The 19497-nt window shown below is 55.3% G+C and carries 26 protein-coding genes; 15 read left to right on the top strand and 11 right to left on the bottom strand.

Annotated features, from left to right (window positions below; all coding sequences use genetic code 11):
• Positions 1 to 132: 132 nt before the first annotated feature.
• The 3 genes from ACT3TY_RS17095 to ACT3TY_RS17085 all read right to left on the bottom strand — a co-directional run bounded on the left by ACT3TY_RS17095 (position 133) and on the right by ACT3TY_RS17085 (position 2028).
• Positions 133 to 444: a hypothetical protein gene (locus tag ACT3TY_RS17095; RefSeq protein WP_441679655.1), complete on the bottom strand. Its 312-nt coding sequence runs from the start codon at positions 442 to 444 to the stop codon at positions 133 to 135.
• 128 nt (positions 445 to 572) lie between these two features.
• On the bottom strand, positions 573 to 1181 hold the full coding sequence (locus tag ACT3TY_RS17090) for a LysE family translocator (protein ID WP_444629007.1): 609 nt from the start codon (positions 1179 to 1181) through the stop codon (positions 573 to 575).
• Positions 1182 to 1194: 13 nt separating this feature from the next.
• Positions 1195 to 2028, bottom strand: a complete 834-nt coding sequence (locus ACT3TY_RS17085; RefSeq protein WP_441679658.1) for a helix-turn-helix domain-containing protein — start codon at positions 2026 to 2028, stop codon at positions 1195 to 1197.
• Between the two features lie 226 nt (positions 2029 to 2254).
• Here ACT3TY_RS17085 and ACT3TY_RS17080 point away from each other — a divergent pair, with 226 nt between their 5' ends.
• Both ACT3TY_RS17080 and ACT3TY_RS17075 read left to right on the top strand, forming a co-directional pair.
• Complete coding sequence (locus ACT3TY_RS17080) at positions 2255 to 3301, top strand: SDR family oxidoreductase (RefSeq protein ID WP_441679659.1); 1047 nt, start codon at positions 2255 to 2257, stop codon at positions 3299 to 3301.
• A 157-nt stretch (positions 3302 to 3458) separates the two neighbouring features.
• A complete protein-coding gene (locus tag ACT3TY_RS17075; protein ID WP_441679661.1) occupies positions 3459 to 4352 on the top strand; it encodes a dihydrodipicolinate synthase family protein in 894 nt (297 codons plus the stop codon).
• Positions 4353 to 4404: 52 nt separating this feature from the next.
• Here ACT3TY_RS17075 and ACT3TY_RS17070 read toward each other — a convergent pair whose 3' ends face one another.
• Entirely contained in the window at positions 4405 to 4812 is a 408-nt protein-coding gene (locus ACT3TY_RS17070) for a glycerophosphodiester phosphodiesterase family protein (RefSeq protein WP_441679663.1), read from the bottom strand.
• 39 nt (positions 4813 to 4851) lie between these two features.
• Here ACT3TY_RS17070 and ACT3TY_RS17065 point away from each other — a divergent pair, with 39 nt between their 5' ends.
• Together ACT3TY_RS17065 and mmuM are read left to right on the top strand one after the other, a co-directional pair.
• Entirely contained in the window at positions 4852 to 5265 is a 414-nt protein-coding gene (locus ACT3TY_RS17065) for a hypothetical protein (protein WP_441679665.1), read from the top strand.
• Complete coding sequence (mmuM, locus tag ACT3TY_RS17060; RefSeq protein WP_444629006.1) at positions 5262 to 6221, top strand: homocysteine S-methyltransferase; 960 nt, start codon at positions 5262 to 5264, stop codon at positions 6219 to 6221. Before ACT3TY_RS17065 ends, mmuM begins: the two co-directional genes overlap by 4 nt.
• Positions 6222 to 6249: 28 nt before the next feature.
• Here the strand turns inward: mmuM and ACT3TY_RS17055 are convergent, their stop codons facing one another.
• Positions 6250 to 7152 (bottom strand): LysR family transcriptional regulator, encoded by a 903-nt coding sequence (locus tag ACT3TY_RS17055; protein ID WP_444629005.1) that lies wholly within the window; start codon positions 7150 to 7152, stop codon positions 6250 to 6252.
• 105 nt (positions 7153 to 7257) lie between these two features.
• Between ACT3TY_RS17055 and trpB the strand changes: the two genes are divergently transcribed.
• Positions 7258 to 8463 (top strand): tryptophan synthase subunit beta, encoded by a 1206-nt coding sequence (gene trpB, locus ACT3TY_RS17050; RefSeq protein ID WP_444629004.1) that lies wholly within the window; start codon positions 7258 to 7260, stop codon positions 8461 to 8463.
• 56 nt (positions 8464 to 8519) lie between these two features.
• Positions 8520 to 9359 (top strand): tryptophan synthase subunit alpha, encoded by an 840-nt coding sequence (trpA, locus tag ACT3TY_RS17045; RefSeq protein ID WP_444629003.1) that lies wholly within the window; start codon positions 8520 to 8522, stop codon positions 9357 to 9359.
• Positions 9360 to 9408: 49 nt separating this feature from the next.
• Here the strand turns inward: trpA and ACT3TY_RS17040 are convergent, their stop codons facing one another.
• On the bottom strand, positions 9409 to 10143 hold the full coding sequence (locus ACT3TY_RS17040; protein ID WP_441679675.1) for an SDR family oxidoreductase: 735 nt from the start codon (positions 10141 to 10143) through the stop codon (positions 9409 to 9411).
• 115 nt (positions 10144 to 10258) lie between these two features.
• Here ACT3TY_RS17040 and ACT3TY_RS17035 point away from each other — a divergent pair, with 115 nt between their 5' ends.
• From ACT3TY_RS17035 to ACT3TY_RS17020, 4 genes are all read left to right on the top strand, one after another.
• Positions 10259 to 11221 (top strand): LysR family transcriptional regulator, encoded by a 963-nt coding sequence (locus ACT3TY_RS17035; protein ID WP_441679677.1) that lies wholly within the window; start codon positions 10259 to 10261, stop codon positions 11219 to 11221.
• A gap of 181 nt (positions 11222 to 11402) precedes the next feature.
• Positions 11403 to 11723 carry a hypothetical protein gene (locus ACT3TY_RS17030; RefSeq protein WP_441679679.1) on the top strand — a complete coding sequence of 107 codons (321 nt, stop codon included), beginning with the start codon at positions 11403 to 11405 and terminating at the stop codon, positions 11721 to 11723.
• Positions 11724 to 11906: 183 nt separating this feature from the next.
• Positions 11907 to 12095 (top strand): hypothetical protein, encoded by a 189-nt coding sequence (locus ACT3TY_RS17025; RefSeq protein ID WP_441679681.1) that lies wholly within the window; start codon positions 11907 to 11909, stop codon positions 12093 to 12095.
• Between the two features lie 271 nt (positions 12096 to 12366).
• Entirely contained in the window at positions 12367 to 12783 is a 417-nt protein-coding gene (locus ACT3TY_RS17020) for a GNAT family N-acetyltransferase (protein ID WP_441679683.1), read from the top strand.
• Between the two features lie 287 nt (positions 12784 to 13070).
• Here ACT3TY_RS17020 and ACT3TY_RS17015 read toward each other — a convergent pair whose 3' ends face one another.
• Positions 13071 to 13553, bottom strand: coding sequence for a GlcG/HbpS family heme-binding protein (locus ACT3TY_RS17015; RefSeq protein WP_087111822.1), 483 nt, complete (start codon positions 13551 to 13553; stop codon positions 13071 to 13073).
• A 223-nt stretch (positions 13554 to 13776) separates the two neighbouring features.
• Between ACT3TY_RS17015 and ACT3TY_RS17010 the strand changes: the two genes are divergently transcribed.
• Both ACT3TY_RS17010 and ACT3TY_RS17005 read left to right on the top strand, forming a co-directional pair.
• Complete coding sequence (locus ACT3TY_RS17010; RefSeq protein WP_441679685.1) at positions 13777 to 14346, top strand: pyridoxamine 5'-phosphate oxidase family protein; 570 nt, start codon at positions 13777 to 13779, stop codon at positions 14344 to 14346.
• Complete coding sequence (locus tag ACT3TY_RS17005) at positions 14346 to 14483, top strand: hypothetical protein (RefSeq protein ID WP_441679687.1); 138 nt, start codon at positions 14346 to 14348, stop codon at positions 14481 to 14483. The genes ACT3TY_RS17010 and ACT3TY_RS17005 overlap by 1 nt, the downstream gene beginning before the upstream one ends.
• On the opposite strand, the gene ACT3TY_RS17000 is transcribed toward ACT3TY_RS17005, so the two are convergent.
• The 3 genes from ACT3TY_RS17000 to ACT3TY_RS16990 all read right to left on the bottom strand — a co-directional run bounded on the left by ACT3TY_RS17000 (position 14480) and on the right by ACT3TY_RS16990 (position 15789).
• A complete protein-coding gene (locus ACT3TY_RS17000; RefSeq protein ID WP_087111826.1) occupies positions 14480 to 14782 on the bottom strand; it encodes an XRE family transcriptional regulator in 303 nt (100 codons plus the stop codon). The genes ACT3TY_RS17005 and ACT3TY_RS17000 overlap by 4 nt on opposite strands.
• Before the next feature lie 10 nt (positions 14783 to 14792).
• Entirely contained in the window at positions 14793 to 15137 is a 345-nt protein-coding gene (locus tag ACT3TY_RS16995; RefSeq protein ID WP_441679689.1) for a type II toxin-antitoxin system RelE/ParE family toxin, read from the bottom strand.
• A gap of 262 nt (positions 15138 to 15399) precedes the next feature.
• The gene (locus tag ACT3TY_RS16990) at positions 15400 to 15789 is read right to left on the bottom strand and encodes an ester cyclase (protein ID WP_441679691.1); all 390 of its coding nucleotides are present in this window, start codon (positions 15787 to 15789) and stop codon (positions 15400 to 15402) included.
• A 99-nt stretch (positions 15790 to 15888) separates the two neighbouring features.
• Here ACT3TY_RS16990 and ACT3TY_RS16985 point away from each other — a divergent pair, with 99 nt between their 5' ends.
• Entirely contained in the window at positions 15889 to 16224 is a 336-nt protein-coding gene (locus tag ACT3TY_RS16985; protein ID WP_441679693.1) for a zinc ribbon domain-containing protein YjdM, read from the top strand.
• A gap of 27 nt (positions 16225 to 16251) precedes the next feature.
• On the opposite strand, the gene ACT3TY_RS16980 is transcribed toward ACT3TY_RS16985, so the two are convergent.
• On the bottom strand, positions 16252 to 17145 hold the full coding sequence (locus ACT3TY_RS16980; RefSeq protein WP_441679695.1) for a LysR substrate-binding domain-containing protein: 894 nt from the start codon (positions 17143 to 17145) through the stop codon (positions 16252 to 16254).
• A gap of 152 nt (positions 17146 to 17297) precedes the next feature.
• Here ACT3TY_RS16980 and ACT3TY_RS16975 point away from each other — a divergent pair, with 152 nt between their 5' ends.
• Both ACT3TY_RS16975 and ACT3TY_RS16970 read left to right on the top strand, forming a co-directional pair.
• Positions 17298 to 18506: a YbfB/YjiJ family MFS transporter gene (locus ACT3TY_RS16975; protein WP_444629002.1), complete on the top strand. Its 1209-nt coding sequence runs from the start codon at positions 17298 to 17300 to the stop codon at positions 18504 to 18506.
• 2 nt (positions 18507 to 18508) lie between these two features.
• Entirely contained in the window at positions 18509 to 19045 is a 537-nt protein-coding gene (locus ACT3TY_RS16970) for a glutathione S-transferase N-terminal domain-containing protein (protein WP_444629001.1), read from the top strand.
• Positions 19046 to 19497: the final 452 nt, after the last annotated feature.

The raw sequence follows: 19497 nt of genomic DNA, 5'->3' as shown, positions 1-19497 counted from the left end.
TTACTCACATCGCTTCGTCAGCGCGTCATTGAATTTTAAAAATAAATGCATCAAAAAAAGCCACCTGTAACAGATGGCCTTTACGGGGTTCTTTGTACAATGTAGGAGCCGTTAAGGTTGCAGGCGTATAAACTACTCGCTTCCTTTCGGGTCGGCTTTATCAGACTGCTGATCGATATTGTCTTTATGAGCGCGCTTTTCTTTAACGACTTGAGTGCCTGGAATGGGCGCTGCTTTGCCTGACGTGTTGTGGCCAGGCTCTGAGCGAGCGTCTGGGTTCTTCTGGTTATCAACGTTTTCATCTGGCCGATAAGGGTGCGCCTCATCATGGTGAGACGCTTTTTGGGCAGCATCACCGCCACGAGGAGTATCTTTGTTGACGACTTCTTTGGCTTTTTGAGCTTCTTCACTCTTGTTACGCTGTTTATCCTGTCCATGGTTCATGACGTACTCCTTTGTATTCTGAAACTTCGCTTTGAAAAAGCCAACGTGGCTCTTTCTGCTTACAGCGTAGAACAGCCCTCTGAAACCTGCAGGCCCAAAAAAGTACGGTTAGATGCTTTGCCACCCTACTACGCAGATACTAAAGTCACCCAAACATGCTCATAAGTGATAGATAGCGCGACGCCCATCAACAGCACCGCCATTATCTGATTAAAGCGTTTAAAGAAGGCGGGGTTGTCAATTCGGTTACCGACCAGGCTGCCTATCCACATGTAGCTTCCGGGGGCGCCTGCGGCCAGTAGCGCTAATCCCATCGACCAAATCACCAGGCCAGGCCCTTGAATACCCGCCGCGGGAAACTGCAGTGTGGCGATGGGGAGTGTCGCCACAATTCCTTTGGGGTTCAGCAGTTGCAGAATGAACCCGTCACGATAGCGAAGGGTGAGTGGCGAGCTGGATACGGCATTAACGTCAATGCGCGCTCTCGCAATGTGTATGGCAAGGTAAATAATATAACCACAGCCGAAAACGCTAACCGCGATGAGTAGGCGCCCATCAATCCACGCAGCACCCGCCCAGCCGAAGAGTAAAAACAGTAATAGCATCGCCGTGCCCACGCCCAGGCAGAAACCCAGCGACGTTTTTGCCTGCCCATTAACGCCTGTATTTAACCCCATCAGGTTCACAGGCCCAGGCGAATACATGATGCCCACGGCATAAGCGATAATAGCTAACATAAAAGCTCTCTGGTTAGTCGTTAAGGTGGTGCTGGTATTGGTGGGGAGTAAGGCCATAAATACGCTTAAAGCGACGGTTAAAATGGCTAAGGTCGGTAAAGCCGTAGCGAAACGTCACCTCGCTAAGCGGTGCGCCTTTTTCAAGTGCGCTGCACGCCGCATTAACCCGGCAGTTGATGACGTACTGATAGGGCGTGATGCCCAACTGCTGACGAAACAGCCGCAAGAAATGAAACTTGGAAAGGTGCGCCGCTTGGCTAATCGCTTCAAGCGAGAGGTCGGTGTCCAGGTGCGCGTGGATATACTCTTTGGCCAATCCGAGAAGTGCATCGGGCCTGCTAGAGGTATGCCCAGGCTGGTAAGCACCGCCTAGTTGGGTGATTCGTTCAACAACGTGATAGAGCGCGTTTTCCTGGTCGATCTGGCTGCCGGTTGATGTGGTAATCAATCGGGCAACGTTGGTTATCCGCTCGCGTAGTGCCATGTCTTGCACCAGCGTACTGTCGAATCGAAAGTGGGATGCTGTTTCCTGCCCTAGGGCGTCGTCAAATAGGGCCTTAACTTGAGTGGGGTGAACGTACAGCATGACGTAGTCGAGCGTGCGGTCGCCGCCTGGTTGGCCGTCGTGAACGTCATCTGGGTTAAAGATAATTACATTACCCGGTGGGCTACGGTGATATTGCCCACCGCTGAAAAAGTCCTGACGACCTGACAGCGTCACCCCAAAGGCGTACTCCTCATGCGCATGCGGGTCATAGCGAAAATCGAACATCGCTGCCTGTAGCGTTTTCAGCGTGGGGATGTGCTGGCTTTTAGTGAACTGAAAGCGGCTTGCCGATTTTCCCATTGCTAAGCCTCCGTCTATCCAAATGTCATTGCGCTAGTTTAACGCTCACGTGTTAGCGCAGCTTGTACAAAATTGCGCTTTATAAGTGTCGGTTACTCCTTTTGAACGGTTGAATCTTGTTAATTAATAATAAAGTCAGCAGAGCCTTTGTTTTGACTTGAGCAGTGGGTGCTACGCTTGGTCGGTAAACGTTAAATCCAGCACTGCTCAAGACAGGGAGGTTACGGTGAAACCAATCAACGCGTTTGATCCTTCACGCCGTCAGGTTGTCGGTGGGTTAGCGACCGGCATGGCGGCTGCTATTGCCGCCCCCGCGTTTGCTCAACCATCCACTTCCCAGCCTGCCGCCAGTAATGGCGCGTCGGGTGCAAGCGCTAAAGGAGGCTCCATGCCACACAAACAGGACCCGACCAGCCAATATCCCGCACCGCCGTTTTCTGAACAGCCGCAGGAGTGGCCGGGGCTTGCCAGCAAGATGGACCCTCGGCCTGACCACGGTGAAGAGAGCTACCGAGGTAGCGGCCGTTTGCAAGGCCGAAAAGCCCTGATTACTGGTGGCGACTCCGGTATTGGTCGGGCAGCCGCCATTGCCTATGCTCGTGAGGGTGCTGATGTAGCGATCAACTATCTGCCTGAAGAAGAGTCCGATGCGCGGGAAGTGATTGAGTTAATCGAAGCCGAAGGACGCACCGCTGTAGCGATTCCTGGCGATATTCGTAATGAAGCGTTTTGCAGTGAACTGGTCGAAACGGCCGTGCAGCAGTTGGGTGGGTTGGATATCCTGGTCAATAACGCCGCCCGTCAGCAGTGGAAGCCGTCGCTTACCGACCTTAGCCACGACGATTTTGACGCCACTATGAAAACCAACCTGTACGCTATGTATTGGATTACCCAGGCGGCGATGCCGCATCTGGAAGCGGGGGCGTCGATTATCAATACCACCTCGGTGGTGGCTTACGATCCGCCTAAAATCCTGTTGGATTACTCAATGACCAAAGCGGCAATCGTGGCATTTACCAAGGCGCTGGCCAAGCAACTTGCCGAGCAGGGCATTCGTGTTAATGGCGTTGCCCCCGGCCCGTTTTGGACACCACTTCAGCCCAGCGGTGGTCAACCGCAAGAGGCCGTACAAAGCTTTGGTGACGACGGGCCACTGGGTCGCCCAGGCCAGCCGGTAGAGCTTGCCGGTGCCTACGTGCTCTTGGCCTCGCAAGAATCCAGCTTCACCACCGGCAACATTTATGGCGCTGGCGGTGGCAATGGTCATCCTTGATCAGGTTTAATCATTCCCGGCCCAGCGGCATGTATAACGCTGGGCCGGGCTTCTTTCAATCCTCCCGCCTGCTCATTCTCGTCCCGCTACCCTCATGCCGTGTTGTCTGGTAATTTCAGACTTATCTACTAAGCCTTCGTTAAAAGGATAGCTTCCCATGTTTACCGGCTTGAGTGCATTTCCATTAACGCCCATGCACGAGCAGGGGATTCGTGAAAACGAGTTTTCCCGTTTAGTGGAACGTTTGGCCGAGGCGCGGGTGGACTCTATCGGCGTGCTGGGGTCAACCGGAAGCTATGCGTATCTCAGCCGAGAGGAGCGGGCGCGCATTACTCAACTGGCGGTAGAAAGCGCAGGCGATGTACCGGTGATTATCGGTATTGGCGCATTGCGCACACGGGACGTGTTGGTGCTTGCCGAAGATGCTCAGAAAGTGGGCGCTAGCGGCGTATTGCTGGCGCCGGTTTCTTATCAAACGCTGACCAATGACGAAGTGTTTAGCCACTATGAAGCGGTCTGCCGTTCATTAAGCGTACCGCTGTGTGTTTACGATAATCCGGGCACAACGCACTTTACGTTCAGCGATGAGCTGCATGGACGTATTGCCCAGTTGCCTCAGGTCCGCTCGATCAAGATTCCACCGGTCAGCATGAATCTCAACGCTGCTCGTGAGCGGGTTGATCGCCTGCGTGCTTTGATTCCGGAGGATGTCACTTTGGGGATAAGTGGCGACGTCGTCGCGGCCACTGGCCTGATCGTGGGGTGCGATAGTTGGTATTCCGTGCTGGGCGGGTTATTTCCTGAAACGGCGCTGGCGATAACGCGAGCCGCCCAGGCGGATGATTTTAAAACAGCGCAGCGCCTTTCTGATCAGCTAGAACCTTTCTGGGCGCTGTACCGTGAATACGGAGGAAGCTTACGGGTTATCGCCACCGCCGCCGAGATCCTTGGCAAGGTCAGCACGCCTTGCTTGCCGCTGCCGCTAAACACGTTCCAGGGCAGCCAGCGCGCAAGAGTCGAGCAGGTGATTGAAGAGCTCGATCTACGTTAGGCGAAAGCATCAAAACGCCCGGTAAACGCTGGGCAAATGTGTATTGAGTACATTACTCGATAAGCTCAATCAGCCGATCCGGGTAGTCGGTAAACAAGCCGTTCACGCCCCAGTCGATGAGCTTCTGCATATGATCGGTATCGTTCACTGTGTAGATGTGTACCGCCAAGCCGTTATCTTGAGCCTGGCGAATGAACGCTTCGTCGATCACCTGCTCGCCTTCATAACGGTAATTCGACCCTAAGCCTACTGCGTAATCGGCCACGGTTTGAAAGTGCTCGTCGGTGATGTCCTGCGCTCCAGGCGTGGTACCTCTCCACTCCACCAGACGTTCACTGTCCTCTGTGCTGGGGGAGTACCATACCAACTGAATCAGTGGGATATCGTCGTTCAGTTCGTGAATCTTGAGCAGGCTCTCCTGCTCAAACGACTGGATCAACACGCGTCCGGTGTTGATCATATCAAACGCTTCCAGGCGCTTAACAAGCGCGGCATCCCGATGAATGCACTGCTGCTCAGCATGATCGGTGGCTTCGGCGCGCTGTTTTCAAGCGTCTACGCACCGGAAACGGTCTACCTGGTACTGGTCTCGATTTCTGGCTTGGCCGTGGTAGTGGTGTGGATGGCGATTGCGCTCAGTCAGCTCAACTTCCGCCGCCACTATCTGCGCGAAGGCGGGCGGCTTGAAGACCTGGTCTACCGCACGCCGTTCTACCCTTGGGTACCGCTGATCGCGTTTGCGGCTTGTCTGGCGGCGTGCATCGGCATTGCGTTTGATCCGCAGCAGCGCGTGGCGCTCTACTTCGGGGTGCCGTTCATTGGCCTGTGTTACCTGGCGCATTTTCTGCACCATCGTAAGGCCGTTCAATCCCCTGTTCACCTGGATACCGCCGCTGAGGAGAAAAGAGTATGAGTGAAACAAATCCGATCAAGGCCCTGCTGGCGGACGCACCCTTTATGGTGATTGACGGGGCACTTGCTACTGAGCTGGAAGCGTTGGGCTGCGATCTCAACGATAGCCTGTGGTCGGCGCGCCTGCTGGCCCAAGCGCCGGAGAAGATTCGCCAGGTGCATCAGGCGTATTTCGAAGCCGGTGCCGACTGCGCCATTACCGCCAGCTACCAGGCCACGGTGCCTGGTTTTATGCAGGCGGGAATGACCGCCCAGCAGGCGCGGGAGCTGATTCAGCGGTCAGTCACGTTGGCGCAGCAGGCGCGCGATGCGGTGTGGCAGCCGGGGCAAACCGACCGCCCCAAGCCGCTGGTGGCCGCGTCCGTTGGCCCCTATGGCGCTTATCTAGCAGATGGCAGCGAGTACCGCGGCGGCTATGATCTGGATCGTGCCGGGCTGGTTGAGTTTCATCGCGAGCGGTTTGAGCTGCTGCTGGCCTCGGGCGCTGATCTGCTGGCAGCAGAAACCTTGCCCTCGCTAGAGGAGGCGCTGGCAATCACTGATCTGTTGGCTGAACACCCCGGCGCCCAAGCCTGGGTTACCTTCTCGGCCAAGGATGGTGAACATATCAGCGATGGAACGCCGATTGAGGCGTGTGCCGCAGCACTGGCTAACTGCCCGGGCGTGGCAGCGATTGGCATAAACTGCACCGCGCTTGCGCATATCGAGTCATTGGTCGCGGCGATCAAACGCCAGTGTGACCTGCCTGTGCTGGTGTACCCCAACTCGGGCGAGCTGTATAACGCGGAGACCAAAACCTGGCACCCGGCACCGTGTGATCACACCGCCACGGGGCCTTCTGGCTTGGCCCAAGGGGTAGAGCAGTGGTTGGCAGCAGGGGCTGCGGGTATCGGTGGCTGCTGCCGTACAACACCTGATGATATTCGGGCACTGGCCCAGTGGCGGCAGTCGCTTTAGTTGGCTAGGGGGTTGGGCTTTTCCCGCGTTAAAAGTGTGAAGCGCCTAGCTCTCGCTTAAGCCATTCGGCCAACTGCTCACTACGTTGGCGGTTGTGGTGGCGGGGTAGCCAGAGGCAGAGCTTGGCGGGGGTTTCGATAAATCCCCAGGGTGCGGTGAGCCGTCCATTTTTCAGGTCATCTTCTACCAATAGCCTTGGCGCAATCGCCACGCCTAAGCCTGCCACGGCGGCTTCGATTAAATAGTAGAGATGATCGAACCCCTGGCCTTTACCCAAAGCCTCTTCAAGAGTCGTCAGTTCAAGCCCTTGGGCGCGGCCCCATTGTGGCCATGCCTGGGGGCGAGAAGCGGTGTGTAAAAGCTTGCTGGAAAAGAGCGTATCCGGCTGCGCTGGGTCGAGCTTTGCTTCCAAGTGAGGGCTTGCCACCGCGCAAATCTGCTCGGCCATTAGCTCGACGACGTCTACCTCCGCAGGCCAGGGCGGCTCGGAAAAGGCCAGGGTAGCGCTGATATTTTCCTGCTTGGCGGGCAGTTCACTTTCGCTCACTACGACCTGCAATTTGAGCTGGGGCAGGTCGCGCTGCAGACGGCCCAGCCTGGGAATCAACCAGCGCGCCAGCAGGCTGCCGGGGCAGGCCAGCGTGAAGGGCGCTTCTTCCACATCACGCTTGAGATCCGCGCAACTATCACGCAGGCGGGTAAACGCTTCGCCAATGCCGTGATAAAGCCGCTCGCCGTGGTGAGTCAGCTCAATGCCACGGCCCGCTTTGGCAAAAAGCGCCACACCAAAATGTTCATCCAGACTGCGCAGCTGGCGACTAACGGCACCGTGGGTCACGCTTAGCTCATCGGCTGCGGCCGTCACGCTGCCTAGCCGGGCGGTGGCTTCAAAGGCGCGCAGGGCACTTAAAGGGGGCATGCTTTGTTGCATCAACGGTTGACTCCAGCTCACATATTGATGACATCTTATCGATTTTTATCTCCGCCTGCTTGCGCTACTTTCAATGCAACTGCTACTCCGCTTTGAGAGGTCATCATGAACCAACCTGCGCTCCAGCCTGATATTAACGGCCTGTTTGGCCAATTCGGCGGCCGTTTTGTTGCCGAAACGCTAATGCCGCTGATTCTTGAGCTGCAAGCCGAATACGACGCTGCCAAAGACGACCCCGAATTCCAGCGCCAGCTCGCCTACTTTCAGAGCGACTACGTAGGGCGCCCCAACCCGCTCTACTTTGCCGAGCGGCTGACCAAACACTTTGGCGGCGCGAAGATCTATCTCAAGCGTGAAGAGCTTAACCATACCGGCGCGCACAAGATTAATAACTGCATCGGCCAAGTGTTGCTGGCCAAACGCATGGGCAAAAAGCGCATCATCGCTGAGACCGGAGCCGGTATGCACGGCGTGGCTACGGCCACGGTGGCGGCGCGGTTTGGTTTGTCCTGTGTGATCTACATGGGCTCAACGGATATCGATCGCCAGCAGCCCAACGTATTTCGCATGAAGTTGCTGGGCGCTGAAGTGATCCCGGTCACTTCCGGCACCGGTACGCTGAAAGATGCCATGAACGAAGCGCTGCGCGATTGGGTCACCAACGTGGATGACACCTTCTACATCATCGGCACTGTGGCCGGGCCGCACCCGTATCCCGCCATGGTACGTGACTTCCAGGCGGTGATTGGTCACGAAACCCGCGCGCAAATGCAGGAAAAAGAGGGACGCCTGCCCGATTCGCTGGTGGCCTGTATTGGCGGCGGCTCCAACGCCATGGGGCTGTTCCATCCGTTTTTGAACGATGCCTCGGTCGAAATGATTGGCGTTGAAGCGGGCGGCAAGGGCGTTGAAAGCGGCCAACATGCGGCCAGTCTAAACGGCGGCGCGCCGGGCGTACTTCACGGCAACCGCACCTATCTGTTGCAGGATGAGGACGGCCAGATTATTGATGCCCATTCGATTTCGGCGGGCCTGGATTACCCCGGCATCGGCCCGGAACACGCCTGGTTGCACGAGCAGGGGCGCGTTGAATATGTATCGGCCACCGACGATGAAGCGCTTGAAGCCTTTCAGACGTGCTGCCGCCTGGAAGGGATCATCCCTGCCCTTGAAACGGCCCACGCGTTGGCCGAAGTCGCCAAGCGGGCACCGAATCTACCCAGCGATCACTTGATGGTGGTTAACCTGAGCGGGCGCGGTGACAAAGATATGATGAGCGTAGCCCACTACCTGGGAGAAAAATTCAAATGAGCGCATCTGTTCAAAAGAGCGAATCTATTCACCAGAGCGCACATAAGGAGACTGCCATGAATCCCAACTCGCGTCTTGCAGCACGCTTTTCCGCGCTCAAAACCGAAAACCGCCCGGCGCTGGTGAGTTATCTCACCGCAGGCGACCCAGATATGGCGACATCGCAACGCATTCTTGAGGGCCTGCCCGCTGCTGGTGTGGACGTGATTGAGCTGGGCATGCCGTTCAGTGACCCCATGGCCGATGGCCCCGCGATCCAAAAAGCCGCGCTGCGCGCCCTAAAAGAAGGCCAGACCCAAGCTAAAACGCTGGAAATGGTGCGTATCTTTCGCGAAAAAGATACCACTACGCCCATCGTGCTAATGGGCTACTACAACCCTATTTACCGCTATGGCGTAGAGCGCTTCTTAACCGATGCCGCTAGCGCCGGCGTGGATGGCCTGATTGTGGTCGACCTGCCCCCGGAGCACGACGACGAGCTTTGCCAGCCCGCCGCCCAGCATGGCATCGACTTTATCCGCCTGGCCACGCCCACCACGGACACCAAGCGCCTGCCCAAAGTGCTGGGCAACGCCTCCGGGTTTATCTACTACGTTTCGGTGGCAGGCGTTACTGGCGGCAGCGCACCCACGCCCGAAAAACTTGAGCGCTCAGTCAGCCAGCTACGCGAACACACCCAGCTTCCCATCGCCGTTGGCTTTGGTATTCGCACCCCGGAACAGGCCGCGATTATTGGCCGATTCAGCGATGCGGTAGTGGTTGGCTCCGCGTTGGTAGATTGTATCGAGCACGCCGCAACGCCTGATAAAGCCGTTAAAGGAGTGCATGATCTTGCCCGCGCACTGGCTGAAAGCGTTAGGGAGTGCCGCGAGCTGGGCGAGCCGCAAGTCAGTTAAAACAAGCTAATTAAAACCAGGTTGTTTAAACCAGGTCATTAAGAAACGGTTAAACGATGCCGCCATTGGCACGCAGGGTTTGGCCGTTAATCCAGCCGCCTTCAGGCGAGGCGAGAAAAGCCACGACGCTTGCGATATCGTCCGGTTGGCCAAGTCGCTCCAGTGGCGGCATCTTGGCCATCCGCTCGACCAGTTCGTCAGATTTACCCTCAAGAAACAGATCTGTCGCGGTAGGGCCTGGTGCCACGGCATTGACGGTGATCGAGCGGCCACGCAGCTCTTTGGCAAGAATCGCGGTTAAGGTCTCAATGGCGGCTTTGGTGGCGGCGTAGACCGAATAGGTTTCAAGTTTCAACCCGACAACGCTGGTCGATAGGTTGATGATCCGGCCACCGTCGCTCAGGCGGTTGGCCGCTTCGCGCATGGTATTGATCGAGCCTTTTAGATTGATATCAATCTGAGCATCCACCGCGTTCTCCTCCATCTGCGCAAGCGGGGCAAGTTTCATGATGCCTGCGTTATTGACCAGCACATCAATGTGCCCCCACTGCGTTTCAAGAGTGTCAAAAAGCTGACGCACCGCTTGGGCATCGGCTATATCAGCTTGAATAGCCTGCGCTTTACCACCCGCCGACTCAATCTCTTGAACCACGTGGTCAGCGGCTTCTGCATTGCCTGCGTAGTTGACGACCACCGTAAAGCCATCGCGCGCCAGCTGTTTGGAAATAGCCGCCCCAATCCCCCGGGAACCACCCGTTACAAGCGCAATTTTCTGTTCTGCCATCGTTTTTCTCCTTCTGCGTAGGGAGTCGGTGAATACCTGACGTATGCAGCATAAAAGACAAAGCGTGCTCTATAATCAGGCTTAACCTGTCATCACTATTCGGAAAGCGTGAACAATGGACCGACTTGATACGATGCACGCGTTTACGCGTATCGTCGAAAGGCGAAGCTTTACTCACGCCGCGCAAGACCTGAGTATTTCCCGCTCAACGCTGACCGAGGCCATCAAAACATTGGAGGCACGCCTTGGCGTAAGGCTGTTGCAACGTACCACGCGCTCGGTGCACCCAACGCGGGATGGCGACGCTTACTATCACCGCTGTTTGAGTATTTTGGCCCAGGTTGAGGACGCGGAAGGCGCGCTAATGAATGCCAAGCCCAAAGGCGTGCTGCGGATAGACGTTCACGGCACGCTAGCCCGCCATTTTATATTGCCGAAGCTACCCGCGTTTCTTAACACCTACCCAGGTTTGGAGCTTCACATGAGCGAGGGTGATCGTCTGGTCGATCTAGTAGGCGAGGGCATCGACTGCGCATTGCGCGTCGGTATGCCCCAGGACAGCGATATGCACTCCCGGCGAATCACTACACTTGATGAAGTCACGGTCGCCTCGCCCGAATACCTGGCCAAGTACGGAACGCCGCATTCCGTGGCCGAGCTTGGCGGGCACACGATGGTGGGCTTTCACTCCAGCCGTGCAGGCCAGACGCTGCCTCTTGAGTTCACTAATGGCGGAAAAGTTGAATATGTAACGTTGCCCGCCAGCGTGACCACAAGTGCAGCAGAAAGCTATTACGCGGCCGCACGACTAGGGCTCGGCATCATTCAGGTGCCCCGTTACCATGCAGAAGATGATCTACGAACTGGCCAGTTGATCGAAGTCCTGCCCGCCAACCCGCCCACAGGATCACCCGTTTCCATTCTGTACCCAAGCAACCGTCAGTTATCCTCCCGCGTGCGAGTATTTATCGACTGGGTGGTTAGCGTGTTTGATGAAGGTGATGAGCTTGCCAAACTTGTGGAAGAGCGCCGAGGTGAAAAGGATAAAGCGGTGACGGTGTCGCTGGATAATCTATAAACTATGGGGCTGCCTGAATCTATGGTTGTACCTGTTGGGATAAGCGTTTGCCTAATTGTTTCTGCTTCTTATATCAGGTCGTTTGATAATCCCCGAGTACACGAGCTATCACACCATGCGGATGGAAGGTGATGGCATTGCCATGGTGGCAACTACCCAATTCTTTAACTAAGAGGCCATAATGCGAAAACTCCTTACACTGATAGTAGTGCTGGCGCTGGGCTATGCCGGGGTGTACTTCTATTACGGCCATGCCGTTAAACAGGAAGTCCAGCAACAGCTGGATAACCGTGGCCTTTCTGCGGTCAGCGTCGATAACGTTGAGTACGGTGTGCTGGCGCCCGTTAGCAGCTCTGCAAATCTTACGGTAAGCATTACTTATCGTGGCGCCCAAGCGGAGCTGGACCTAGCCGTAGAAGGCCACCCCGTGTTTTCCGATGAGGTAAGCGTCAGGCTTGATGGCCTGCAAGCGCTGCGGTTGGGCATTGGTTTGGGGATGTAGTAACGCTTCAACGTGACAAGGCGAGAGGGCATCCGTCTAAGCACTTTCGTTACGATCCAGCCTTTCAAAGCGGACCGGTATAGGCGGATTGGCATATCCTGTTTGAATAGCACGTTGTAAACGCATTGGGACGCGTAGCGACATATGCTCTTGGCTATTCACTTGTGAAAGATAAGGGAAACCATGTATCCGGTATCTATAAAAGGGGTATTACTCCTGCCCGCCAACAAGGTCGTACTGGCGCTCAACGACCGCGATGAGTGGGAGCTGCCCGGCGGGCGTATCGAGATAGGTGAAGTATCGTCAGAATGCCTAGAGAGAGTTCGAGGAAGAGCTGGACGTAAAGGTCGTTGGTCAGGAAATTATCGATAGTTACCTGTTTGAGGTCATTCCCCAAAAGCATGTATTCATCGTCACCTACAGCTGCCGTCTTGTGAGCGACTTCAACCCAAAGGTGAGTCACGAACATTCCCGAATTGATACGTTTCCTATTGATGACTTGCCCCATAACTTACCTGCAGGGTATGTGCAGTCGATTCATACATGGTGCGCGCTGCTTGGCGTGCTTTCATCGTCACGTTGAGTCGATAACGTTACCGCTGAGTTGCAACTGAATACCTTTACGCCGTACTGAGAGGTAAACATGCACTACCGCCCCATGACGATTGAAGATTACGACGCCGCCGTGGCGCTATGGCAAAGCACGGAAGGCGTGCGACTGCGTGATGCGGACTCCCGCGAAGGCGTTGCCCGTTATTTGCAGCGTAACCCCGGTTTAAGCTTTGTGGCGGAAGCAGAGGGAAACGTAGTGGGCACGATTATGAGTGGCCATGATAGCCACCGGGGCTTTATTCAACACCTGGCAGTCGCGGCTTCACACCGCAACATGGGTGTCGGCTCACAGCTGGTGGCGCTTTGCCTGGAAGCGCTTAAAAATGAAGGCATCCAAAAATCCCACTTGATGATTCTGGTAGAAAACGAAGCCGGTAAACGCTTCTGGAGCAACCTGGGCTGGGAGTTTCGTACCGATATCGCGCTCTACTCGTTTAGTGGATATTAACGCCTGAGCTTAACCGGCAGTCTTAATCAGCGTGTGTGGAGTTGGGTACATCATAATGCGGGTGGCATGGAGCGATAGGGTGTGCCTTGTTTTAAAGCAACTACTCATTTAATTATCAGATAGACAAGTAAGGCTATACCGACGGGGTGTTAGTGCATGACTACAAAAATATCCGGAAAGAAAAATGCCAGTCAGGCTTACCAGACTGGCACTACCGCCTTGGCGGGATGATGCGTGAAAGCGAGACGCTGAAAGTGGGGATGATCCCACCGAATTACACAAATAAATTACTCGGCACCGATCTCATCAAGCCCGGCACGGGCGCAAGACGCGTCGATATCGCCCGATGGTGCACCACCTACACCAATACCGCCGACCAGCTCACCATTGATTCGTATCGGCAGACCACCTGCCTGAACCACCATCCTGGCATCCATGTTGTGCATCCCATCATTCCCCGGATTGCCACCGATAAATCCGGCCAGGCCAGCCGTGTCACGCCCCATGCTGGCCGAAGTGAAGGCCTTGCCTATGCTACTGTTGATGGTATGCGGCCCAGCATTGTCGGCGCGTAACAGCACTTTCGTTTCACCGCTACGAGCAGCGATAGCAACGCTGACATTGTGGCCTTCGGCAGAGCAGGCATCCAACGCAGTCTGCGCAGCAGCCAGGCTCATGTCGAGCGGTAAATAAGGCGCTGTTGGAAGATCTTGCGCCATAACGGAAACAGGAGCCATCAACACGGCAGCCAAAGTAAGATTACGAATCATTTTACGTCCTCGGTAAAATTAATATTCATATTGATGCTCTTAACCTATAGCAATGTTTAATAAATATTCAAAGTTTAAATTACTTTGTAGTGCTCTCAAGAACACCTATACAGGCCGAACGCGTTAGCGGGCGTGCTGACGCTGAGGGTTTTCGTCGCATGCTATAACCCCGGCAGCTATTCAGTGACGCTGCTTTTTCAGCCATTACTTTTAAAGGTGCCCCATGGCGTTAAATCCCCACTTCTGGGCAGAAGAACTACCGCTACTGCATGACCATCTTTGGGCGCGCCTGATCCAAGGTGTCAGCGACCGCCACGCACCTGCGCGTTACCTCACCCTGGCCACCGTTAGCGAAAGCGGCCTGCCGCAAGCCCGCACGGTAGTGCTCCGCAGCGCTGATAAGCAGGCGGCAACGCTTGCTGTCTACACCGATATTCACTCAGGAAAGATCAGCGCCCTGCGCGCTAACCCTATGGCCGCGCTGCACGTATGGGATGCTGCTGAGCAGCTGCAAATACGCATGGAAGCCAGCGTCACTGTTCTGATCGGCGAAGCCGTAAGCGAGCAGTGGCATAGCTTGCCGGAGCACGCCCGCAGCGCCTATAGCAGCGGGCCCGCGCCGGGCAAACCGATTGCGGCTTCACTGGATTACACCAAAACGCCGGATGAAAGCGCTTTTGCAGTGTTGTGGATGGACGTTCAAGCGATAGAAGCGCTGCACTTGGGGCAGCATCACCGCCGCGCCGTATTCTCGCGTGGTGATGGTTGGGCGGGGCAGTGGCTGGTGCCGTGATGGCCGCGCAGGCCAACGCCAATGGCTGGCACATTTTGCAGGAGCGGGCTTCAGCCCACGATGGCGTAGACTACTTATTCAAGCCAGCGCTAATCGCCGTTCATATTGTAGGCACGGAAGGCAAAGAGATTCATTAAACAGGGAAGCCATGATGGCTACCGTCCGGCAGCTCAATATCTACACGGACACGACCACCCATCGCTTCAACGTAGCGTTTAAGTGAGCTAAGGCGCATATCCTGGCCCACCTTCTCCAGTCCAGCTACGGTCGGCTGCCTAACACCCATTGCATCTGCAATTTCAGTTTGCGTTTTCTCTGCCAGCAGACGAATTTCGGCTAGCCTGATCTCAAACAGCATATCGCTTGCCTTCGCTTCTGCCGCCGCAACGATCTCTGGCTTTTCTTTTGCCAGTAAGTCTTCAAGCTTGCGTGCCATTGTGACTACCTCACTTTAAGGTTTCCAGATGAGCCGCATACTCTCTGTCGGCAACTGGAATCATTTCATTGTAAAAGCGTTTGTCGTTCCCGCCTTTATCACCAGCGCATAAAACGATACCGGTACGCGTTGGATCAAACGCAAAGAAAGCTCTGATAGGGCGGCCAAAGCTCTGTACGCGCAGCTCTTTCATATTAGGAAACTGAGAGCCGTTTACCGTATCAGCATGCGGGCGCGAGAGCATTGGCCCCCGTTCTCGTAAAAGAAGAAGAGAAGCCAGGACATTCTCCCGGTCAGCTTCCTCAAGCGAGAAAAACCACGTTTCAAAGGTATCTGTCTGTTCTATCGACCACATGCGTACCTCTTCATTTTATAGGTTTTATGCTATATAGCTTTTGGCCTATAATCAAGCGCTCAAAAGGCTGGGTTTATGTTGTATCGCTTGGCAAAATAAACGATAAGCAGAAGCGCGCTTCACTATCCCAGCAGGCGAGGTTATCGGCTGGTCGGATCGAACTGTGATTCGCGCAACGGGTATCCCATGATGATGCGTTTCTGGAAAACCTCGCCCTGACAGACAACCTGCAGGCAACCGAACAAGGTTGGCATTTGGAGCCTCAATCCAGCTGAGCTTCTATCGCGGTCTTGTCGATCACCGACCAGACTTCCTGAATCTTATTATCACGGAAGAGGTAGAACGCATTCTCGCAGAACGTCACTTTTTTGCCGTCCACCGCAAGGCCGAGGAAGCGACCTTTCGGGGTTACATCGAATCGCAGCCTGCACGCAACATGGGGTGAATCAACGGCCAAAAGCTCAATATTGAAGTGAAGATCAGGTATCTGCTCATAATCGGCTTCCAGCATGGCGCGATAACCATCAAGCCCTAGACGCCTGCCGTTGTGGTGGACATTGTCATGCACGAACTGGCCAAGGCTCGCCCAGTCCTGATGATTGAGGCAGGTGATGTAATCACGGTACGCCGCTTCCAAGTCACGTTTGTTCATCCTGGTTCTCCTTTCCTGGGCTGGCGTGAAGGTATTCGCCAAGGGTATACAGGCTCAGTATCATAAGTAGCCTAAACCAAGCCACAGAAGTCATCATTCATGTCGTGCCCACCTTGCCCCCATTGCCAATCTGAATTCGTCTATCAGGATCAAAGCCTGTTCATCTGCCCCGAGTGCGCCCACGAATGGAGCCCTTCTGAGACTGAGGCAGAAGACACCGTGATGGTAAAAGATGCCCACGGCACGCTGTTAGCGGAAGGCGACAAGGTAACGATGGTCAAAGACCTCAAGGTCAAAGGTAGCTCACTGGTACTCAAGGTAGGCACCAAAGCCGTTATCAAGCGGCTCGTGGATAGCAAGGATCACCAACTGGACTGCAAGGTTGATGGCGCAGGCGACATGATGGTAACCGCTCATTTTGTGAAAAAGGCCTGACTAAGAGCCGGAATTCCTCTATCCACATCACGACGCCGTAAGCTGAGGCTCATCCACCACCACTGCGTCACACAATGTTTCAGCAAAGCTTGCCAAAGCAGGCGTCCAAGTTTCCGGTTCGGGGGCGACAAAATAGGTATCGATGTGGGCAATAGAGGCGGGCAGTGCCAGTGTGTGAATCCCGAACCGGTGCTGGTGAGCGTCAACCGTTCCACGCGGTAATACCGTATAGCCCATCCCGGCAGCGACGCAGCCCAGCATCGCATCCAGCGAGCCAAACTCGAATATCCGACCCGCATTGACGCCATAGGAAGCCAGCAATAGCTCGATACGCTGGCGGTAGCTGCACCCTTGGCGAAACGCCATGAAGGCAGACGCCAGCAGCGCTTGTGAAGAGGGCATCGTTGTCATGGGCATTGAGCCCACTAAGACAAGCTCCTCGCTGAACGCTTTAAGCACGTGGTAGTGGCTATGCTCAAGCCGCCCAGCCACGAAGGCACAGTCCACCTGGCCATTTAGCAGCAACTCGACCAGCTCAGCCGTTGGCCCGGTCTTGAGCTGGATATCAACATCAGGCTGCGCTGCGTGATACGCCGCTAGTATTGGGGGAAGGCGTAATGCCGTCGTGGTTTCCATGGCGCCTATCCGTAGCCGCCCACACGCCTTCTCCTGGCCCTTAAACAGCGATACCGCTTCATCATGGGCCGTCAACATGCGCTCAGCGTACTCCGCCAGCGCCAAACCCGCGCTTGTCGGGCGAACACGCCCCGCACGATGAATGAGCTGTACGCCTAACTCCTCCTCAAGTTTCTTGATGTGAGTCGTCACGTTGGATTGCACCGTGTGCAAGCGTTTTGCCGTAGCCACGAAGCTGCCTGTCTCGGCCACCGCCATAAATAGTCGCAATGATTTAAGCTGCATACTCACCTTTCTGCCACGCCAGCGTTATCTCAAAAAAAGATAGTAACTATCAAAACAAATCGTTTCTAGAAATAGTTTCTCGCGCGTAGTCTGGCTGTGCAGTACCGCGCTGCCCACTTGCCCGAAAGGCGGCACAAAAAGGACACAACCTGATGAGCCGAACATCTACTTCCCACGATTTGCCCGCCCTAATGACCGGCATAATGGCGACCTTGGCGGGGATCGGCATTGCTCGCTTTGCCTACACGCCGCTATTACCGGCGATTATTCAGGAGGGTTGGTTTACCGCAAGCCAGGGCGCCTACCTGGGGGCAGCCAACCTGCTGGGCTACTTTATCGGCGCGCTTGTCGCCCACTCCCTGAGTGAGCGCTTTTCTACGCGCCACGTAATGGCGGCAAGCTTCGTAGGAATCGCTTTAAGCTTTGTGCTTTGCGCTGGGGAGGGCGGTTTCACCTGGTTCTTCTTCTGGCGCCTGGTGTCGGGCATTGCGGGCACCATCTTAATGGTAGTTGGCCCTTCGCTGGCGTTGGCGGCCACGCCCGCTGAAAGACGAACCCGTGTCGGTGCCATGGTGTTTACGGGGATTGGCCTGGGCGCTCTGCTTTCAGCCTTCATCGTGCCGTTGCTGCTTGAATTAAGTCTCGCGTTTACGTGGGGCGCGTTGGGGCTGCTTTGCGTTATGGCGGGGCTTTTATGCGATCACGGCATCACTCGGCTGGCGTTACCTGCCACGGCCAGCCCAACGGCCAATAAATCCAGGGAGTATTCGGGGGTAAAGGTCGTCGTGTGGCTGGTCATTAGTGCGTACGCCCTGGATGCGGTTGGGTTTGTGCCCCACACCGTGTTCTGGGTGGATTATCTCGCCAGGGAAAATGCGCTAGGTAACCAGGCCGCTTCATTTCAGTGGGGGATCTTCGGTTTAGGTGCCGTGTGCGGGCCGCTCATGGTCGGCGCCCTGGCGCAACGAGCAGGTTGGCATTATGGTTTGGCGATTGCTTTTGTAGCGAAGGCTGCCGCTGTCCTGTTGCCGGTGTTCTCGCTAGCACTGATCAGCCAATCGGTTTCCTCTTTTATGGTAGGGGCGATGATCTCCGGCATTGTCGCACTCACCTCGGGCCGCCTTGCTGAGTTGGTAGGGCCAACCGCGCACAAGAAAATCTGGGGGCAAGCCACCGCCGCTTTTGCTGCTGCCCAGGCAGTGGCTGGCTATGCCATGTCGGCACTCTATGGCGTTTGGGGCACTTACTCGCCGCTGTTCGCCATCAGCGGCCTCATGCTCGTCGCAGGCTTTTTGCTGGTACTGCTTAGTCGTGGTTTGCAGCAGCGCAACGCGGCGCTTGCTGCTCAAAACAGGAGGTAATAATGGAACTCTACCTAAACGCTACATCGCCCTACGCGCGCCTGGTGCGTATCGTGCTACTGGAAAAAGGCCTGAGTGACGCCGTCACGCTGAAATGGTGCGACCCCTGGGAAGACGACCCCGTGCTACTCAAGGCCAACCCTGCCGGGCGTATTCCTGCGCTAGTCACCGAGGAAGGCACCACGCTCAGCGAATCAATGCTGATCGCTATTTATCTGGATAGCGCTTATCCGGAGAAACCCGTGTTGCCAACGTCTCACTTAGCGGAGGTGATGCACCTAGCGGGGTTGGGCCAAAACCTCATGGAAGCGGCGTTTACGACGGTGATTGCCAGAAAGCACAATGGCAATGAGGTCGACAATAGCGTGCTGGGCCAACGGCGCTCGCGGGCAATTCAGCGGCTGCTCAGCCAGTTAAACAGTGAGCTTGGTGAAGCACCTGTGGACGCCATCAATCTTGGTGAAATCGCTGTCGCCGTAGCGCTGGATTATCTATCTTTCCGGCTGCCAGAGGTAGCGTGGAGGGCAGAGTATCCGTAGTTTCAAGCATGGCATGTGGGTGTGATTGCAAGAGAGAGCTTTGTGCAGACGGAATAGCTCCTTAACGGGCAGTCCTGCTTATGCTTCGCCCAGGAAGCCAATGATGTTTTTATTGCTGAAACGCTTCTTCGTGTTCAGTATCGTTAACACATAGGATCAGACCCTAGAGTTTAGCGCTACTCAATCAAGAGGTGATGTCGCATTCAGACGCCCCGAATCTATGGCCTCAAGGGGCATATAGCCTTGGTATCGGCGCCATAGTCGAGATGCTATCAAAGGAAGCAACTCGGTTCGTGCCATTATATAAACTCGACCATTTACGTGATGTGAATTACTATTAAATATTGTCTGGTAGGATAAGAATTTACAGATAATGTTATCATTAACAAATGGACTTGCTTTTCCAAAGTTTAGAGGATACGTTATGGAAGTTGTTTCGACAGTTCTACTAG

This window comes from Halomonas sp. AOP22-C1-8, from assembly GCF_052378905.1.
In the GTDB taxonomy this organism is placed as follows: domain Bacteria; phylum Pseudomonadota; class Gammaproteobacteria; order Pseudomonadales; family Halomonadaceae; genus Vreelandella; species Vreelandella citrativorans.
This window is presented reverse-complemented; position numbering and strand designations above follow the sequence as displayed.

What these genes read in the sequence shown, in the direction of transcription:
- ACT3TY_RS17070 (WP_441679663.1), bottom strand. Translation starts at nt 4,812, where the DNA reads ATGATCAACACCGGACGCGTGTTGATCCAGTCGTTTGAGCAGGAGAGC.
- ACT3TY_RS16980 (WP_441679695.1), bottom strand. Translation starts at nt 17,145, where the DNA reads ATGCAGCTTAAATCATTGCGACTATTTATGGCGGTGGCCGAGACAGGC.
- ACT3TY_RS16975 (WP_444629002.1), top strand. Translation starts at nt 17,298, where the DNA reads ATGAGCCGAACATCTACTTCCCACGATTTGCCCGCCCTAATGACCGGC.
- ACT3TY_RS17065 (WP_441679665.1), top strand. Translation starts at nt 4,852, where the DNA reads ATGAATGCACTGCTGCTCAGCATGATCGGTGGCTTCGGCGCGCTGTTT.
- ACT3TY_RS17040 (WP_441679675.1), bottom strand. Translation starts at nt 10,143, where the DNA reads ATGGCAGAACAGAAAATTGCGCTTGTAACGGGTGGTTCCCGGGGGATT.
- ACT3TY_RS16995 (WP_441679689.1), bottom strand. Translation starts at nt 15,137, where the DNA reads ATGTGGTCGATAGAACAGACAGATACCTTTGAAACGTGGTTTTTCTCG.
- ACT3TY_RS17030 (WP_441679679.1), top strand. Translation starts at nt 11,403, where the DNA reads ATGCGAAAACTCCTTACACTGATAGTAGTGCTGGCGCTGGGCTATGCC.
- ACT3TY_RS17020 (WP_441679683.1), top strand. Translation starts at nt 12,367, where the DNA reads ATGCACTACCGCCCCATGACGATTGAAGATTACGACGCCGCCGTGGCG.
- trpA (WP_444629003.1), top strand. Translation starts at nt 8,520, where the DNA reads ATGAATCCCAACTCGCGTCTTGCAGCACGCTTTTCCGCGCTCAAAACC.
- ACT3TY_RS17090 (WP_444629007.1), bottom strand. Translation starts at nt 1,181, where the DNA reads ATGTTAGCTATTATCGCTTATGCCGTGGGCATCATGTATTCGCCTGGG.
- ACT3TY_RS17005 (WP_441679687.1), top strand. Translation starts at nt 14,346, where the DNA reads ATGGCCGCGCAGGCCAACGCCAATGGCTGGCACATTTTGCAGGAGCGG.
- ACT3TY_RS17000 (WP_087111826.1), bottom strand. Translation starts at nt 14,782, where the DNA reads ATGGCACGCAAGCTTGAAGACTTACTGGCAAAAGAAAAGCCAGAGATC.
- ACT3TY_RS17010 (WP_441679685.1), top strand. Translation starts at nt 13,777, where the DNA reads ATGGCGTTAAATCCCCACTTCTGGGCAGAAGAACTACCGCTACTGCAT.
- ACT3TY_RS17055 (WP_444629005.1), bottom strand. Translation starts at nt 7,152, where the DNA reads ATGCAACAAAGCATGCCCCCTTTAAGTGCCCTGCGCGCCTTTGAAGCC.
- ACT3TY_RS17025 (WP_441679681.1), top strand. Translation starts at nt 11,907, where the DNA reads ATGTATCCGGTATCTATAAAAGGGGTATTACTCCTGCCCGCCAACAAG.
- ACT3TY_RS17035 (WP_441679677.1), top strand. Translation starts at nt 10,259, where the DNA reads ATGGACCGACTTGATACGATGCACGCGTTTACGCGTATCGTCGAAAGG.
- ACT3TY_RS16985 (WP_441679693.1), top strand. Translation starts at nt 15,889, where the DNA reads ATGTCGTGCCCACCTTGCCCCCATTGCCAATCTGAATTCGTCTATCAG.
- ACT3TY_RS17075 (WP_441679661.1), top strand. Translation starts at nt 3,459, where the DNA reads ATGTTTACCGGCTTGAGTGCATTTCCATTAACGCCCATGCACGAGCAG.
- ACT3TY_RS17085 (WP_441679658.1), bottom strand. Translation starts at nt 2,028, where the DNA reads ATGGGAAAATCGGCAAGCCGCTTTCAGTTCACTAAAAGCCAGCACATC.
- ACT3TY_RS16990 (WP_441679691.1), bottom strand. Translation starts at nt 15,789, where the DNA reads ATGAACAAACGTGACTTGGAAGCGGCGTACCGTGATTACATCACCTGC.
- trpB (WP_444629004.1), top strand. Translation starts at nt 7,258, where the DNA reads ATGAACCAACCTGCGCTCCAGCCTGATATTAACGGCCTGTTTGGCCAA.
- ACT3TY_RS17095 (WP_441679655.1), bottom strand. Translation starts at nt 444, where the DNA reads ATGAACCATGGACAGGATAAACAGCGTAACAAGAGTGAAGAAGCTCAA.
- mmuM (WP_444629006.1), top strand. Translation starts at nt 5,262, where the DNA reads ATGAGTGAAACAAATCCGATCAAGGCCCTGCTGGCGGACGCACCCTTT.
- ACT3TY_RS16970 (WP_444629001.1), top strand. Translation starts at nt 18,509, where the DNA reads ATGGAACTCTACCTAAACGCTACATCGCCCTACGCGCGCCTGGTGCGT.
- ACT3TY_RS17015 (WP_087111822.1), bottom strand. Translation starts at nt 13,553, where the DNA reads ATGATTCGTAATCTTACTTTGGCTGCCGTGTTGATGGCTCCTGTTTCC.